The 15,716-nt window shown below is 42.0% G+C and carries 14 protein-coding genes; 4 read left to right on the top strand and 10 right to left on the bottom strand.

The window, feature by feature from the left end:
• Positions 1-166: 166 nt before the first annotated feature.
• From VJ786_RS11165 to VJ786_RS11150, 4 genes are all read right to left on the bottom strand, one after another.
• Complete coding sequence (locus VJ786_RS11165; protein ID WP_336557711.1) at positions 167-1,549, bottom strand: nucleoside permease; 1,383 nt, start codon at positions 1,547-1,549, stop codon at positions 167-169.
• A gap of 31 nt (positions 1,550-1,580) precedes the next feature.
• On the bottom strand, positions 1,581-2,231 hold the full coding sequence (locus VJ786_RS11160; protein WP_099365760.1) for a bifunctional nuclease family protein: 651 nt from the start codon (positions 2,229-2,231) through the stop codon (positions 1,581-1,583).
• 104 nt (positions 2,232-2,335) lie between these two features.
• Positions 2,336-3,310 (bottom strand): electron transfer flavoprotein subunit alpha/FixB family protein, encoded by a 975-nt coding sequence (locus tag VJ786_RS11155; protein WP_099365761.1) that lies wholly within the window; start codon positions 3,308-3,310, stop codon positions 2,336-2,338.
• A gap of 19 nt (positions 3,311-3,329) precedes the next feature.
• Positions 3,330-4,061 (bottom strand): electron transfer flavoprotein subunit beta/FixA family protein, encoded by a 732-nt coding sequence (locus VJ786_RS11150; RefSeq protein WP_099365762.1) that lies wholly within the window; start codon positions 4,059-4,061, stop codon positions 3,330-3,332.
• Positions 4,062-4,217: 156 nt separating this feature from the next.
• On the opposite strand from VJ786_RS11150, the gene VJ786_RS11145 reads away from it, so the two are divergent.
• Both VJ786_RS11145 and VJ786_RS11140 read left to right on the top strand, forming a co-directional pair.
• On the top strand, positions 4,218-4,550 hold the full coding sequence (locus tag VJ786_RS11145) for a tetratricopeptide repeat protein (RefSeq protein WP_099365763.1): 333 nt from the start codon (positions 4,218-4,220) through the stop codon (positions 4,548-4,550).
• Positions 4,551-4,652: 102 nt separating this feature from the next.
• Positions 4,653-5,069 carry a copper resistance protein NlpE gene (locus VJ786_RS11140; RefSeq protein ID WP_099365764.1) on the top strand — a complete coding sequence of 139 codons (417 nt, stop codon included), beginning with the start codon at positions 4,653-4,655 and terminating at the stop codon, positions 5,067-5,069.
• Positions 5,070-5,295: 226 nt separating this feature from the next.
• On the opposite strand, the gene VJ786_RS11135 is transcribed toward VJ786_RS11140, so the two are convergent.
• Genes VJ786_RS11135 through VJ786_RS11115 form a run of 5 tightly spaced genes read right to left on the bottom strand, consistent with a single transcriptional unit; the run spans position 5,296 to position 9,980 of the window.
• Positions 5,296-6,429, bottom strand: a complete 1,134-nt coding sequence (locus tag VJ786_RS11135) for a cysteine desulfurase family protein (RefSeq protein WP_336557710.1) — start codon at positions 6,427-6,429, stop codon at positions 5,296-5,298.
• Between the two features lie 14 nt (positions 6,430-6,443).
• Complete coding sequence (gene lnt, locus VJ786_RS11130; RefSeq protein WP_099365766.1) at positions 6,444-8,075, bottom strand: apolipoprotein N-acyltransferase; 1,632 nt, start codon at positions 8,073-8,075, stop codon at positions 6,444-6,446.
• Between the two features lie 3 nt (positions 8,076-8,078).
• Positions 8,079-8,825, bottom strand: coding sequence for a PH domain-containing protein (locus tag VJ786_RS11125; protein WP_099365767.1), 747 nt, complete (start codon positions 8,823-8,825; stop codon positions 8,079-8,081).
• 29 nt (positions 8,826-8,854) lie between these two features.
• Complete coding sequence (rsmI, locus tag VJ786_RS11120) at positions 8,855-9,520, bottom strand: 16S rRNA (cytidine(1402)-2'-O)-methyltransferase (RefSeq protein ID WP_336557709.1); 666 nt, start codon at positions 9,518-9,520, stop codon at positions 8,855-8,857.
• Positions 9,521-9,536: 16 nt separating this feature from the next.
• Entirely contained in the window at positions 9,537-9,980 is a 444-nt protein-coding gene (locus tag VJ786_RS11115; RefSeq protein ID WP_099365769.1) for an acyl-CoA thioesterase, read from the bottom strand.
• 342 nt (positions 9,981-10,322) lie between these two features.
• Between VJ786_RS11115 and VJ786_RS11110 the strand changes: the two genes are divergently transcribed.
• The gene (locus VJ786_RS11110) at positions 10,323-13,112 is read left to right on the top strand and encodes a TonB-dependent receptor (protein ID WP_099365770.1); all 2,790 of its coding nucleotides are present in this window, start codon (positions 10,323-10,325) and stop codon (positions 13,110-13,112) included.
• Positions 13,113-13,134: 22 nt separating this feature from the next.
• Positions 13,135-14,193 (top strand): phytase, encoded by a 1,059-nt coding sequence (locus VJ786_RS11105; protein WP_099365771.1) that lies wholly within the window; start codon positions 13,135-13,137, stop codon positions 14,191-14,193.
• A gap of 199 nt (positions 14,194-14,392) precedes the next feature.
• Here the strand turns inward: VJ786_RS11105 and VJ786_RS11100 are convergent, their stop codons facing one another.
• Entirely contained in the window at positions 14,393-15,658 is a 1,266-nt protein-coding gene (locus VJ786_RS11100) for a DUF819 family protein (RefSeq protein ID WP_099365772.1), read from the bottom strand.
• Between the last annotated feature and the right edge of the window lie 58 nt (positions 15,659-15,716).

Below are 15,716 nucleotides of genomic sequence, written 5' to 3'. Positions count from 1 at the left end.
AAAAACACACTTTCAGAAATCCTTTAAACAAAAATGACCGAGTAAGGTAAATCCTGTACTCAGTCATTTCTTTAAATCTCATTAAAAAGTTGAGACTTTTTCAGTGCCCTCCAAATCTGGAGGCTGTTTTTTTATATCTATAAAATAATAAAGATTCTTAAAAACCTTAATGCCCTATGAATTCCTCGGCTGCACTTTCCACCTCATGCTTATGCCTAAACAAAACCGCAAATAATATCGCAACAATCAAAGTATAAATCGCAAAAGCGATCCAGATATTCTGCCAATCCTTCAATTGGATAACCTGATTAAAAATCCCATTAGAAACCTCAACCCCTTTTTCCTTGATCACATTCAGCAGGGAAGGGTTATCAGGTGTAGTATCCAAAAATGAAGCTAAACTAGCGCTGTCATTGAAAGATTTTGTATAATACTTATCAATTGCCCATCCGGAAACGCGAGAGCCTAGAATCGCCCCAAAACCGTTCGTCATCATCATGAACAAACCCTGCGCCGATGAACGGATCTTATTATCCGTATTGGTCTCCACAAAAAGAGAACCCGAGATATTGAAAAAATCGAAAGCCATACCATAAACGATACAAGACAGAACGATCATCCAAAGGCCGGAAGAAGGGTTTCCATAAGCGAACAAGCCAAAACGAAGCACCCAGGCAAACATCGCAATCAACATCACCTGCTTGATCCCGAATTTCTTCAAGAAGAAAGGAATAGCCAGGATAAATACCGTTTCAGATATCTGGGAAATGGACATGATGATCGTTGAATATTTGATCACAAAAGAGTCCACATATTTGGGGAAGTACTTGAATTCGTCCAGGAATACATCTCCATAAGCATTGGTCAGCTGCAGGGCAGCACCCAAGAACATGGAGAAGATAAAGAACAAGGCCATTTTATAATTGGCAAAAAGCTTGAAGGATTCCAGTCCCAACATTTGGGTCCAGGAAGCATTCTCCCGGATATGATGCTGTGGAGGACATTTTGGTAGATTAAAAATGGAATATACCGCCAATAAGATGGATCCGCCCGCCGCAATATAGAACTGTCCTTCCGTGGCTTTGCTACCCGTTAGGTTGGTCAGCCACATAGCCACAATAAATCCGATCGTTCCCCATACCCGGATAGGAGGGAAGGCCTTGATCAGGTCGTAGTTGGCTTGATTCAATGCGGTATAGGCAATGGAATTGGATAGTGCCAAGGTTGGCATATAGCAGCACATCGCCAATAAGATCACGGTGAAAAAGCTGTCCGGATCGGGAACATGCGCCAGGGAAATCAAACAAATGGCATACAAGAAATGCAGGATAATGTAGAGTTTCTCGGCGTTTACCCATCGATCGGCAATAATCCCGATGATGGTAGGCATGAACAAGGAGGCAATCCCCATGGTGGAGAAAATGGCTCCAAATTCAGTTCCGTCCCAGTTTTTGGTGCCAAACCAATAATTGGCAATAGTGATTAACCATGCTCCCCAAACAAAGAATTGCAGGAAGTTCATAATGGTCAACCTATGTTTGATAGACATATTGGTAGATGATATTAGGTTATCGAAAAGATTATGATTTTCGTTTTTCTATTTCGTCCCTGATCTTGGCCGCCGTTTCGTACTGTTCGTTTTCGATGGCTTTTTCCAGGGTGTTTTCCAATTGCTCCAAGGTAAGGGAAGCATAAGGGGATGGTTTGTTTTTGATGGGTTCGGCAGCTGCAGGAGGCTCAGGATCCTTTTCTGCTTTAGCTGGCTCATCCTGTTTGTAGTTGCCTACATTTTCGATATTCTCCAAAAAGGCGAAATCATTGCCTTCGATCACGATTCCTGCACTGTTCATAATGAAATCGTAGGTAAAGATCGGACATTCAAAACGGACGGCCAATGCTACGGCATCCGAAGTACGTGCATCGATCTCCGTCGTGGTAGTACCATCCGAACAAATCAATTTGGCAAAGAATATCCCGTCGATCAGGTTATAGATGAGCACTTCTTCCAGTTTGATTTTAAAGGTCTCGGCAAAAGTTTTGAACAGATCATGCGTCAGCGGCCTGCTGGGCGTCATTTTTTCGATCTCCACCGCGATGGATTGCGCCTCGAATCCGCCAATGATAACCGGTAACCTTCTGTTTCCTCCTACTTCTCCCAAAACCAATGCATAGGCCCCAGACTGCGTCTGGCTATAGGAGAGACCGACAATATCTAACTTGATTTTCTTCATTAATAACGCGTTAACGGAAATACAAAGATGCTAATATTAAAAGCAAAAAAAAAGTGACCTTGCGTTTTTTTGAGCAAGGCCACTCGTTCATTGTTTAGTTTGTTTTAGTTGTTTTTCAAGTTTTTGATCGCCTGAGTCAATTTAGGGACGATTTCAAAGGCATCTCCAACGATTCCATAATCGGCAACCTTAAAGAATGGTGCCTCCGGATCTTTGTTGATCACCACGATGGTTTTGGATGAACTCACCCCAGCCAAGTGCTGGATAGCACCGGAAATACCGATAGCGATGTAAAGGTTCGGGCTTACCACGATACCTGTTTGGCCTACGTGTTCGGAATGAGGTCTCCAACCGGCATCAGAAACGGGCTTGGAACATGCCGTAGCAGCACCCAATACATCCGCCAATTCTTCAATCATGCCCCAGTTTTCTGGTCCTTTCATTCCTCTTCCCGCAGAAACAACGATCTCTGCTTCCGGAAGCGTCACTTTATCCGTTGCGCGAACGATATCCTTCACCAATACATTGAAATCTGTTGCTTCGATGTTTGGCGTGAAATCCACGATTTCGGCCGAACCTCCAACTTCTTTGACCTCAAATGCATTAGGATTGACCGCAATAACTTTAACCGCCGATTTGATAACTTCAGTCGCAAAAGCCTTATTGGAAAAAGCGGTCTTTTTGATCTCCATGCTATCGCCTTGGAAGCTTGGAAGATTGATAGCGCCATCCGCCAATCCAGCATCCAATTTAGCCGCTAAACGTGGTGCCAAGCCTTTTCCACTGAAGGAATTCGACAATACCACCACTTTAGATGATTCTTGCTGTGCAGCTGATGCGATGATCGATGCATAGGCTTTGTTCACAAAATTCTTTAGGTTCTCTTGGTTAGCGTTCAATACCTTGCTAACCCCATATTTCCCTAATTTTTCCAATTCCGCAGCATCCACGTTTCCAATGGAAAGTGCGGTTACCGAATCCCCTAATTGATCAGCGATTGCTTTAGCATAGGATGCTGCTTCAAAAGCCGATTTTTTTAAGGTTCCGTCTGTATTTTCGATATATACTAAAATTGCCATGATAATTTCTTTTTAAGGATTAGATAACTTTTGCCTCGTTGTGTAATAATTGAACCAATTGATCGACTTCATCTACCAATTTCACGGCTCCGCGAGGAGCAGGAGATTCAAATTTACTGATGCTCGACAATTCGGCTACTTCAATAGGCTCTACAACCTGCAAAGGCTTTGATCTTGCACCCATGATGCCGCGCATATTCGGGATTTTTGGCTCTGCAACACCTTCTGCTGTTCCCACAACAACCGGAAGAGAAACGGTAAGTACCTCTTTTCCGCCTTCGATCTCGCGATCGATGGTTGCTTCCGTACCTTGTATATCTAATTTTTTGGCGATGGATACCGATGGAAGATTCAATAATTCACCCAATAATGCCGCCACCTGCGCTCCATTGAAATCAATGGATTCACGACCGGTCAAGATCAGGTCAAATCCTTGCTCTTTGGCATATTTAGCGATCTGATTGGCTACGAACCAAGCATCACGAGGTTGGGCGTTGATGCGAACTGCATCATCTGCGCCAATGGCCAACGCCTTACGGATCGTAGGTTCTGTGGAGGCATCTCCAACATTGATCACCGTTACGGTACCTTTGCCACCTTCTGCCAGCTCCACCGCTTTCGATAAAGCAATCTCATCGTATGGATTGATGATGTATTGAACACCGTTGGTATTGAATACCGTGTTATCATTCGTGAATGTTATTTTGGAAGTGGTGTCAGGGACATTACTGATACATACTAATATTCTCATAATTCTAACGTTTTACACAAACCTACTTTTTTTTGTAAGCATTTCAAAACCTTTCCAAAACCAGAGGTCATGGAATTGTCATTTTCTATGCTAGCATAGTAATTTTATTCCTTCTTATAGCGCTCCCACGCAATTATTATTTGCTTAACTTTGGGGATGAAAACGCGATTAGATCAACTTAAAGAGTTTTTAAAGGAGTCTCCACAGGATCCTTTTTTGAAGTATGCCCTGACGATGGAGTACGTGAAAATGCAGGATAACAGCCTAGCTTTAGCCGGATTTGAGGATCTGGTAATGGAACATGCTGATTATGTAGGGACCTATTATCATTTCGGGAAGTTTTTGGAAGGGCAGGGAGAAAAGGATAAGGCTATTGAAATCTATGAAAAAGGGATCGCTGTAGCGCAATCCAAGCGGAATTTCCATGCCTTAGGGGAGCTGAAGAATGCTTTGTTGATGGCACAAGGTCTTCTGGATGAAGACGAGTAAATGAGGATGTGTTAATGTTCAAGGGGAAACGGAAATGTTAAATTTTCCTAAACAACCATTTATGGTATCTTTTTTGTTTTTTAAAAGTATATCATAAAAATCATGCGCAGGCTTACTTACATATTATTCAGTATTATCCTCTTGGTTTTTGGTTTTAGTTGTATCAATAACAAAACCAATGTAAACCAGTTAGTGGGTAATGAGGGTAATGCGTTAAAGGGTACTGGCGTGGTTGGAACCTATGAAGGAAAGCTTCCCTGTGCTGATTGCACCACGATTTCAACGGTTTTGAGCTTGGATAACAATAAGAATTACCTGATGAGGTATATGTATGTTGGGAAGAGCGAAGAGGTGTTTGAACATAAAGGAAAGTGGCAATTGGATAATGATATTCTGAGTTTGGAGAATATTGATTATAATTTCAGGATATCGAATAATCAATTGCAGCAGTTGGATTTGTCCGGAAAAGAGATCAAAGGCGACCTCGCCGAGAAATATGTGCTCTTAAAGATTAAGTAAGGTTTTTTATTAGAAATGTAAGGTATTGCGGTTTTGCGTTTATGCTTTTGTGCGTTTGCGCGTTTGCGCGTCATTGCGAGGAGGTACGACGAAGCAATCTTTACATTAGTAGAAAGATTGCTTCGTTCCTCGCAATGACGAATATCCTCGCAATGACGGGGTGAAGATTGCTTCGTTCCTCGCAATGACGGACGCCTCGCAATGACGAATATCCACGCAATGACGGTTATTTATGCTCGCAAATCTCCTTCAAAACACCCACTACAAAATCCACTTCCTCCTTCGTATTATACTTACAGAAAGAAAATCTCACCGATGGTCTTTTCGGATCAGCACAGATCCCTCTCAACACATGCGAACCAATATCCGAGCCCGAGCTACAAGCCGAACCACCAGAAGCCGAAACCCCTTTGATATCCAAATTGAACAATAACATATCGCCCATATTCGTACATGGCAAGGACACATTCAATACCGTATACAAAGCCTTATCCGCATCTGTCTCCCCATTGAACTGTACCCCAGGAATCTCCTGTACCAATTTATCCTTCATATAATCCTTCAGTCCTTGAATATGCGACTGATGCTCTTCCATTTCCTCATAGGCCAATTCCAACGCTTTCGCCAAGCCCACAATACCATACACATTCTCTGTTCCTCCGCGCATATTCCGTTCCTGTGCACCCCCATAAATCAACGGCTTGATCTTATTCTTTCCATTGATATATAAAAATCCGACACCTTTTGGGCCATGGAATTTATGCGCCGCACCCGTAATAAAATCGATCTTCAGATCAGAAAGGTCATGCTTATAATGCCCCATGGTCTGCACGGTATCCGAATGGAAAACCGCATCATACTGCTCGCATAACTCACTAACCCGTTTGATATCCGTCAAATTCCCAAGTTCATTGTTTGCATGCATGATGGAAACAAAAGTCCTTGGGTTCTTCGCCAATAATTCCTCCAAATGGTTCAGGTCGATATTTCCTTTCGCGTCCACCTTCAACAGATCCAGCTGGATCTTTCCGGCATGTGCCAGTTCTTCCAAAGTATGGAGCACTGCATGGTGTTCGATAGGAGAGGTAATGGCATGGGTAATCCCATAACATTCAATGGCACGTACGATGGCCATATTATCCGCCTCGGTACCACCAGAAGTAAAGAAAATCTCCGATGGGGAAGCATTAAGTAATTTAGCTACTGTTCTTCTTGCCTTTTCCACAATGGTCTTGGTTTCACGGCCGTGCGCATGAATAGAAGAAGGGTTCCCGAAGTTCTCGTTCAGGGTTTTAACCATTGCTTCGATAACTTGTTTATCTAAAGCTGTGGTCGCGGCATTGTCAAAATAAACTTGCATAAAGGCAAATATAATTAATCGTTAGGAGAATCGTTTGTAATTTTCTTATTTCTGACCATCATCAAACCTATTGATATCAAGCCCGTTAATAAAGCCAAATAAACGATCAAATCCTTGTTCTTTGTATAAAATGTTAATTCTTCGTTCAGGTTGATTTCCTGCGATAGGGCGGTTGGCACCCACCAGCTCGAACGCTGAACAATATCCCCGCGTTGGTTGATAAAGGCCGATATACCTGTATTGGCCGAACGCACCACCCATCTTCTGTTCTCTATGGCTCTTAATTTGGCATAGAGCAGGTGTTGATCCTTGCCCGAGGTGTCGCCCCACCAGCCATCGTTGGTAATCACAGCAATGAATTGTGCCCCTTTGGCCACATATTCCGCCACGTAATTTCCCCAGATGGATTCATAACAGATCACCGGAGCCGCGCCAATTCCGCTAGCAGAATAGAAAACCGAAGGCTCTTCCTGACTGCCATAACCTCCTGTTGTTCCGCCAAAATGTTGGAACAAGGGTTTCATAAAGGCAAGTTTAGATCCAAATGGCATCAATTCGGCACCAGGTACCAATTTTGATTTATGGTAGAACTGCAGTTTGCTGGATCCGTCGATCAGTACCGCTGCATTAAAATGGTCCTTGAATAGATTTCCGACAGGTCTCGCCGTAAAAGTACGTTGGTCATCATAAAACTGATAGCTTTCGATTCCTGAGAGTACATTTCCATTGTGGTAGGGTTCCAGGAAATCAATCACCGCGCGATACTGTGGATATTCTCGGAATTCTTCCTCGTTGATACCACCATAATTGGAAATGGCCGTTTCTGGCCATATAAAAAATTCCGTATTCAATTTCGCCACTTTCTGCGAAAGATCCATCAGCACCCTCATTTGTTCCTCAGGTGTAATCGGTCCCCATTTTCCAAATGGATCGATGTTCGGTTGAACCGTTACGACTTCGGATGGATTGATGTGTTCTTCATATTGGCTGTAGGCGATGATCGAACCTACGGAAGGGATCAACACTAATGCTGAAGTAACCGATAAAAGGATCTTATTGCTGTAAACTTCTACCTGCTCTCTTCTTTGCCAGTACCATAGGAAAACAACGACATTGACCAGCCAGATCCATAAGGTTCCACCATAAACGCCTGTCACACTGTACCATTGTACCAATTGATGGAAATTTGAAAAACCGTTTCCAAGGGTCATCCAAGGAAAGGAAAGTTCCCAAGATTGGTGCAGGTATTCATAGGCGATCCAAAAGGAAATCAGCCCCATAAAGCTTAAAAGGATGGAGTTTCTTTTCCGCATTTGATAATACAGCCGAAACGCCAGTGCCATGAGCAATGGCCCGAGGGTATAAGGGATCAGGGCTACAAAAAGGGATGGTAGGGCAGGTAAGAATGCGTTCATCGCATTGTACACCCAATAAATGGAAGCGGTATTCCAGACAAAACCGGTAAAAAAAGCCAATCCAAAAACCTTGCTTCCTTTCCGCTTGTAGTTCCCGCGCATCACCTGTTCTATGGCAACCAAAAGTGGTACAAAACCAATGAACAGCAAAACGCTGGAATAAGGAATAGGAGGCCAAGCCAACCACAATAAAAAAGCACTTAACAGCGCCAAAAGGTAATTATTGCGCATGACTTATAACTGGCTTAGGATTTCTGCCTTCTTGGTTTCGTATTCCGCTTGGGTGATCAATTGCTTATCATACAAGCTCTTTAATTTTTTTAGTTTAGCCGTGATCTCATCTTCTTCTTCCTGCTCCACTTTAACAGGCTCCGGTCTTGCCGGTTCAGGTCTAAAAGGCTCCGACCTTACAGGCTCCGGTCTGTTAGCTTCAGGTTTAGTCTCCTCAGCCACCGGACTCGGTGTGGTATTAAAGCCTTGGAAAGTCTTCGGTGATTCCTCTTCCTTAACCTCTGGTTTAGGTGCCGAATAAACAGGCTTATTCTCAATAACAATTTTATTTTCCTTTGCTTCCAGTTTCTGGTTCTGTAGATTATCCAAAGCCGCCTTGATCAATTGGTATAATTTTCTGGCCTGCGTTTTAGGAATATAATCAATGGTCAGATTTTCCCCTGTAAATGGAATAACAGTTACCTTCGATCCGAAGATTTCCTCTTTGAAAGCGATATCCTTCACATCCTGCCAAGAAAAGATCTCAAAGTTCGTCGCCAGTCCCAACTTGGTGAATTCGCATAAGAAGATGCGCTTGTTACTAACGGTTATCGAATCCGGTAAAAGCGTTACGGCCGGTTTCTTCTGTAGGGCAATATAATTGATGGATTCGCCAGGCGTCAGCATATCCAGGATCTTTCCGTGGATTTTCTCTACGACCTTTGGGTCCTGACCATCCTGTACATATTTGTCGATTTGATAATTTTCCATGTTCAAATTCTTTTTTAACGTCTATTTAATTAATCAAGACCAGCCACGCAGCATACAAACTCGCCTTTGATGGGATTGGTCTCGAAATGGGTCTTTAGTTCTTGCAGGGTTCCACGTACGGTCTCCTCATATAATTTACTGATCTCTCTGGAAAAGGAAGCCTGTCTATCTGGTCCAAAAACCCCAATAAACTCATCAATTGATTTGAGGATCCGATGGGGCGATTCGTAAAAGATCATGGTACGCTTTTCCTCCGCCAAGGCTTTCAACCGGGTCTGTCTGCCTTTCTTGACAGGAAGGAAACCTTCAAAACAGAAACGGTCGTTCGGAAGGCCAGAATTGACCAAAGCGGGTACAAAAGCGGTCGCACCTGGTAGACATTGCACTTCCAATCCTTCCTTTATGGCTTCGCGAACCAACAGAAATCCAGGATCGGAAATAGCTGGCGTACCGGCATCCGAGATCAATGCGATCTGATTTCCCTCCTTCAGTAATCGGATGATTTCATTGAAGGCCTTGTGCTCATTATGTTGATGATGGGCAAACACCTTTTTATCGATTCCAAAATGTTTCAAGAGGGGGGCCGATGTCCGGGTATCCTCCGCAAGGATGATATCCACTGCTTTCAGCACATTGATGGCCCTAAAGGTCATATCTTCTAAATTTCCTATCGGAGTAGGTACGATATACAGCATAGGTCAAAGATAATTATTATTCATTGATTTCGAGGTAATCTGCTGCACGTGGAATTTTATGGATGATGCTCATCCATTCTTCGGGGATGTTCGTTAATTTTCGGGCTACAATATCCATCCATGCACCATCAACCACCACAACAGCTGCTTTCACGCCGTTTTCCTTGAAGATCTCATGTCGAAAGGAGAACCTGGAGTTTTTTACATTGAACTTGATGATCTCAACACTGACCTTGATGCGTTCATCCAAGCCGATTTCCCGCAGGTAGTTCAATTCCTCCCGAAATAGAATCGGGCCTATTTTCTTCTGGTTGAATTCGGAGAGGGAAAGCCCCAGTTGGTTCAACATATTGCTCCTTGCCTGCGCACAGAAATCGGCATAGGCCGAGTGGCGTAAGTGTACATTGGCATCAATCTGAGACCATAAAACCTGTCCTTCGTAAAATATATTGTTTTCCATTTGTTTCGATTTATCAATATGCCTAAATTAAGCAAAAGCTCACAGAATTTCCCAATTTAGTTCGCTATGAAACTAAGGTGAAAGCATGGTGAAAGTATGTAAAATGTATGCTAAGGTTATAAAATCATGCTTTATGTATACTTAAGCCTTGGTTTTGCCTCGAAAACATAGGGTTTACATAGGAAAAACATCGATTTTCCACTTAATTGATAATCTTATTTGTTAATATCTAATTAATTTAATTTCTTTAAAAGGTTATCTACTTAACAAATTGATAACATTGCCTTAATTCTGGTTTTAATTATCTGCAATAGTTTTGCAAAAAAATAAAACCATTATTATATGAGATTTTCTTTACTTATTATTTTTCAATTGATTTGTTGTTTAGGATTTGCCCAGAATACGATTCTGAAAGGTAAGGTCATGGACAGCAATGATAAATTCTCCATGCCGGGAGCTACCCTTCGCATTACAGAAGGTAATAGATATACGGTTTCTGATGGAAACGGTAATTTCGAATTCTTAAACCTACCAACAGGAACCTATACATTATCTGTTGATTATTTGGGATATGAACATTACGAGCAGAAAGTGAATGTTTCTGCGAAATTAGGAACTTTAGAAATTCTTTTGGAACCTGCTTCCAGAACTTTGGATGAGATCCAGGTGATCGGAGACCAGGCAAAAGGACAGGCAAAGGCCCTTAACCAGCAAAAGAACAACAGTAACATTACGAATGTTATTTCTTCCGATCAGGTAGGTCGTTTTCCGGATCAGAATATCGGGGATGCCTTAAAACGTGTACCGGGTATCACCATGCAGAATGACCAAGGTGAGGCGCGAAACATTATTGTTCGTGGTTTATCGCCGGAGTTGAACTCCGTGACCTTGAACGGTGACCGTATCCCATCGGCTGAAGGGGACAACCGTAATGTGCAAATGGACTTAATTCCATCGGATATGATTTCTTCTATTGAAGTGAACAAAACATTGACTCCCGATATGGATGCAGATGCGATTGGTGGTTCTGTGAACTTAGTGACCAGGGCTGTTCCAAATAGACAGCGTATTTCTGCGACATTGAGTGGAGGTTATGCCCCTATCCGTGAGAAAGGTGTCTACAATGGAACACTAATCTATGGTAACCGTTTCATGGACAATAAAATGGGTCTTGTATTATCGGGAACTTTACAGAGCCAGAATTTTGGTTCGAACAATATCGAAGCAGTATGGGATAAGCAAAGTGAAAACCTTTTCATCAACGAAATGGATATCCGTAAATATGATGTGAGCCGTATCCGTCGTAGCGTTTCTGCGGCTTGGGATTATGATTTCAATTCCAGAAACCGCATCGCCATCAATGCGATGTACAACTGGAGAGATGATTTGGAAAACCGTTACAGATTACGTTATAAAACAAAGTATGACGATAAAACCAATGTTTTTAATACAGAATTATCCCGTCAGACAAAAGGTGGTATTGACAACAATACAAACGAAAATACCCGTCTTGAAAGACAAAGCGTGATGAATTTCTCGATTGTAGGAGAGCATCTTTTGGCGCCAAAATTGGATTTTGATTGGTCTGCGTCGTATTCCAGAGCAGAGGAAGATCGTCCGAATGAAAGATATATCAATTATGTGTTGAAGAAACAACAGGTTTCTCAAGATCTATCCGATACGTACCTGCCATATTTCAACGATACATTCAAAGATTATTCTAAGTTTAAGTTTGATGAATTATCGGAGAACAACGATAATACGAATGAACAGGAAATCGGTGGAAAGCTTAATTTCCGTATCCCTTTGAGTTTGATCGATGGACAGAAGGGTAGATTACGTTTTGGTGGTAGAGTGCGTTTAAAAACCAAGGAAAGAGAGAATATCTGGAATGAATATACGCCAACTACGGATTTTGGGGTATTGAGTGCGATGCCTAATGTGCAATGGGACGCTAGAACTTGGGAACAAGGAGATCGTTACGCGCCGGGAATGTTTGTGGACAAAGCTTTTCTAGGTGGATTGGACTTGAACGATGCGACAAAATTCGAATCGGAGTTGAAGCCAAAAGAATATTTGGCAGTAAATTACAGCGCAAAAGAACAGATCTATGCAGGATACCTGCGTTTTGATCAGAACCTAACTGAAAATACAGCCTTGATTTTAGGAGCTCGTTTGGAGCATACCCGTATTGATTACAAAGGAAATAACGTGGTAAATGAAGAAGATTTGGAAGGGGTGATCAATACCAAGAATTCGTATACGAATATTTTGCCTAACTTAACCTTGAAACATAATTTCACGGAAGATTTCTTGCTTCGCGCAGCCTATTCAACCGCTTTGGCAAGACCGAACTATTATGCCTTGGCTCCATACATCAACAGTATTCCGGAAGAAGAGGAAATCACTGCTGGTAATCCAGACCTTAAGGCTACTTATTCCCATAATTTTGATGTGATGTTGGAGAAATATTACCGTAATATCGGTTTGATCTCCGGAGGTGTATTCTATAAGAACTTAAATAACTTTATTTACAGATATAGTAATACAGCCTATAAAACCGCTGATTTTGAAAGAGACTTCCCTGGAAAACCGAATCCGATCGAAGCAGGTAAATCCTTTGACTTCTTCCAGGATAGAAATGGTGATAAAGTGAACCTTTATGGATTTGAAGTTGCATTCCAAAGACAGTTGGATTTCCTACCTGGAAAATTCCTTCAAGGATTTGGGGTATATGCCAACTATACCTATACGAAATCAAAAGCTAAAGGTATCGCTGGTGAGGACGGTGTGTTGCGTGAAGGTTTAGGTCTTCCAAGAACGGCTCCTCACATGTTGAACGGTTCCCTATCTTGGGAAAACAATAAATTTTCCGCACGTGTATCTGCTAACTATACGGCAGCTTATTTGGATGAAATCGGTAAAGATGCATTCAATGATGCCTACTATGATAAACAATTCTTCTTGGATGCCAATGCATCTTACAAAATCACACCACAGTTACGCGTATTTGCGGAAGCAAACAACCTAACCGACCAACCTTTACGTTATTACCAAGGTGATGTAGCTCGCATGAAACAATTGGAGTACTACAAGCCAAGATATACGTTAGGTGTTAAATTCGATTTGTAAAATTTAAAAAGAAGGAAAACACATGATTAAACAATTCATCTTTATATGCGGTACAGCCCTGATTTTCGGGGCTTGTACTAGCAAATTAGCCCCTGTGGCGGAGAATGCAGTAAAGCCAACAGTTGTTACGGAACAAGTTCCGAACGATACGGATGACCCAGCTATCTGGGTGAACCCGAATGATAGTACGGAAGTTATTATCGTTGGAACGGATAAGCATGAGAAGACCGGTGGTCTGTATGCTTATGATATGGATGGCAAGATTATTAATAAAGTAACGCCATTGGATAGACCAAACAACGTGGATATTGCGTACGGTTTGGAGATTGATGGGAAATTGGTGGATATTGCAGTGCTTACCGAAAGAGGTACCAATAAGATCCGCGTTTTCAGTATGCCGGAACTAAAGCCATTGGATAATGGTGGTATCGAGGTTTTTGTAGGAGAGACTGAAAGATCGCCAATGGGTATTGCTTTGTATACGAAAAAGGATTCTACTGGGAATAAGATCTATGCTGTAGTAGGCCGTAAATCTGGAGGCGCTGATAATTATCTTTTCCAATATGAGTTGTCGGTTGATGCTGGTGTTGTGAAAGGAAAGAAGGTTCGTGAATTTGGGAAGTTCCAAGGTGGAAAAGAAATTGAAGCTATTGCCGTGGATAATGAGTTAGGGTATATCTATTACTCGGATGAAGGCTTTGGTATCCATAAGTATTATGCAGATCCTGCCAAAGGAAATGAGGAATTGGCCTTATTTGGACAGAAGGATTTCAAATCTGATCATGAGGGGATTGCATTGTATAAAAGCACGGATTCTACTGGTTATATCGTGATTTCAAATCAGCAGAACAATTCTTTTAATATTTATCCAAGGGAAGGTGCTGCTGGGAATGCTCATTTACATGAGATCTTGGCGGAAGTGCCGGTTTCAGCGGTTGAATGTGATGGTGCTGATGCTATTTCCATGCCGATCGGAACGAAGTTTCCGAAAGGAATGTTGGTGGCCATGAGTAATGGAATGGTTTTTCATTACTATGATTGGAGGATTTTTCAGGAGGCAGTGGATAAGGGGAGAATGTAGATGATAGATGATAGATAATAGATTATAGACGATAGACCCGTCATTGCGAGGAACGAAGCAATCTTATTTTTTCTCATCCTGAGCGAAATATTTTGTCATCCTGAGCGAAGTCGAAGGATCTGTACACTGGTAAACGAACAGATCCTTCGACTGCGCTCAGGATGACATTTTTAATATCAGTATATCCTACTTCTTCCCCCTACATCGGTGCTACCATCTGCATCAGCATCGCTGTAAACCAGCCTGCATAAGTTCCAACCGCATACCCAAACACCGCCAAGATAACCCCAACGGAAATCAAGGAAGGGTGGAAAGCGGCCGAAGTCACAGAAGCCGAAGCCACACCACCTACATTCGCCATACTACCTACAGCAAAATAAAAGAATGGCACTTTAAAAATCTTACCGACGATGAGTAACAACAAGGCATGCACACTCATCCAGATCAATCCAACTACCAATAATCCAGGATTTCCAGCAATCGCTGTAATATCCATTTGCATACCAATCGTCGTAATCAAAATATATAAAAATACGGTAGCTACTTTAGAAGCTCCTACATATTCCAATTTCTTGGCAGGCGTAAAGGAAAGAATAATCCCAATTACCGAAGCAATGAATATCACCCAGAAGAAATTACTGGTCAACGAGAATTTTGCTAGTTCTGGATGGTTGTTAGCCATATAAGCAGACAATGGCTCGGCTATCAAAGCCGATAAAGCCGTACCTCCAAATGCCAAGGCAACAATATAGATCAAATCTTTTGTTTCTGGTGTTTTACTGTTTGCTTTAACCTTAGCATCCATTTTTTCCTTTAAAGCTTCCACGTCCGAAGACTCCGCCTTAAAGAATTTATCAAACTGCTTGGATTTACTAGCTCCATATAATAAGAATGCCATCCATAAATAGGCGACAAATACATCCACAGCAATGATGGAAGAAAAAACCTCTGGAGAGGGTTGTAGGATTTCCTTTAGGGCCACCTGGTTTGCCGAACCACCGATCCAAGATCCCGCCAAAGAACCCAGACCTTTCCAAACCTCATGTGGAGTAGCACCACCCACAACCTCTGGCGCAACCATGGAAGTCAACCAAACTGCCAAAGGACCACCAATCATAATGCCGACCGTTCCTGTTACAAACATCAATCCGGCCCTTTTTCGCAATGCCCACATTTCTTTTAAATCCAGGTTGATCACAAACAAAATCAAACAGGCAGGCAATAAATAATTGCTTCCAATGCCTGTTAATGGGGAATTCGCGCCATCGATGATGTTTAAGGAATTGAGCAAGCCCGGTAAGAAATAACAGAGCAATAGGGGTGGGATGATATTGAAAAATCCCTTAACATATTTATTCGATAAGTTCGATGTATAGAACACCAAACCTAAAATTACCATTAGTAATCCCAATACAACAGAAGTGTTACTGATCAAAGGGAGGTTTTCGGTTTCTGGTATTTGCATAAACTTGTAATAATTGTTAATTTGCTGTGAAAATAGTTATTTCCATTGACTAATTTTT

It is taken from the genome of Sphingobacterium tenebrionis (genome assembly GCF_037126265.1).
Taxonomy (GTDB): domain Bacteria; phylum Bacteroidota; class Bacteroidia; order Sphingobacteriales; family Sphingobacteriaceae; genus Sphingobacterium; species Sphingobacterium tenebrionis.
Note: the sequence above shows the minus strand (reverse complement) of the source record. Positions and strands in the feature narration are given on the sequence as shown.

Excerpts from the sequence above, each read along its gene's own strand:
- VJ786_RS11105 (WP_099365771.1), top strand. The coding sequence starts at position 13,135 with ATGATTAAACAATTCATCTTTATATGCGGTACAGCCCTGATTTTCGGG.
- lnt (WP_099365766.1), bottom strand. The coding sequence starts at position 8,075 with ATGCGCAATAATTACCTTTTGGCGCTGTTAAGTGCTTTTTTATTGTGG.
- VJ786_RS11115 (WP_099365769.1), bottom strand. The coding sequence starts at position 9,980 with ATGGAAAACAATATATTTTACGAAGGACAGGTTTTATGGTCTCAGATT.
- VJ786_RS11160 (WP_099365760.1), bottom strand. The coding sequence starts at position 2,231 with ATGAAGAAAATCAAGTTAGATATTGTCGGTCTCTCCTATAGCCAGACG.
- VJ786_RS11135 (WP_336557710.1), bottom strand. The coding sequence starts at position 6,429 with ATGCAAGTTTATTTTGACAATGCCGCGACCACAGCTTTAGATAAACAA.
- VJ786_RS11125 (WP_099365767.1), bottom strand. The coding sequence starts at position 8,825 with ATGGAAAATTATCAAATCGACAAATATGTACAGGATGGTCAGGACCCA.
- VJ786_RS11110 (WP_099365770.1), top strand. The coding sequence starts at position 10,323 with ATGAGATTTTCTTTACTTATTATTTTTCAATTGATTTGTTGTTTAGGA.
- VJ786_RS11140 (WP_099365764.1), top strand. The coding sequence starts at position 4,653 with ATGCGCAGGCTTACTTACATATTATTCAGTATTATCCTCTTGGTTTTT.
- rsmI (WP_336557709.1), bottom strand. The coding sequence starts at position 9,520 with ATGCTGTATATCGTACCTACTCCGATAGGAAATTTAGAAGATATGACC.
- VJ786_RS11100 (WP_099365772.1), bottom strand. The coding sequence starts at position 15,658 with ATGCAAATACCAGAAACCGAAAACCTCCCTTTGATCAGTAACACTTCT.
- VJ786_RS11155 (WP_099365761.1), bottom strand. The coding sequence starts at position 3,310 with ATGGCAATTTTAGTATATATCGAAAATACAGACGGAACCTTAAAAAAA.
- VJ786_RS11165 (WP_336557711.1), bottom strand. The coding sequence starts at position 1,549 with ATGTCTATCAAACATAGGTTGACCATTATGAACTTCCTGCAATTCTTT.
- VJ786_RS11145 (WP_099365763.1), top strand. The coding sequence starts at position 4,218 with ATGAAAACGCGATTAGATCAACTTAAAGAGTTTTTAAAGGAGTCTCCA.
- VJ786_RS11150 (WP_099365762.1), bottom strand. The coding sequence starts at position 4,061 with ATGAGAATATTAGTATGTATCAGTAATGTCCCTGACACCACTTCCAAA.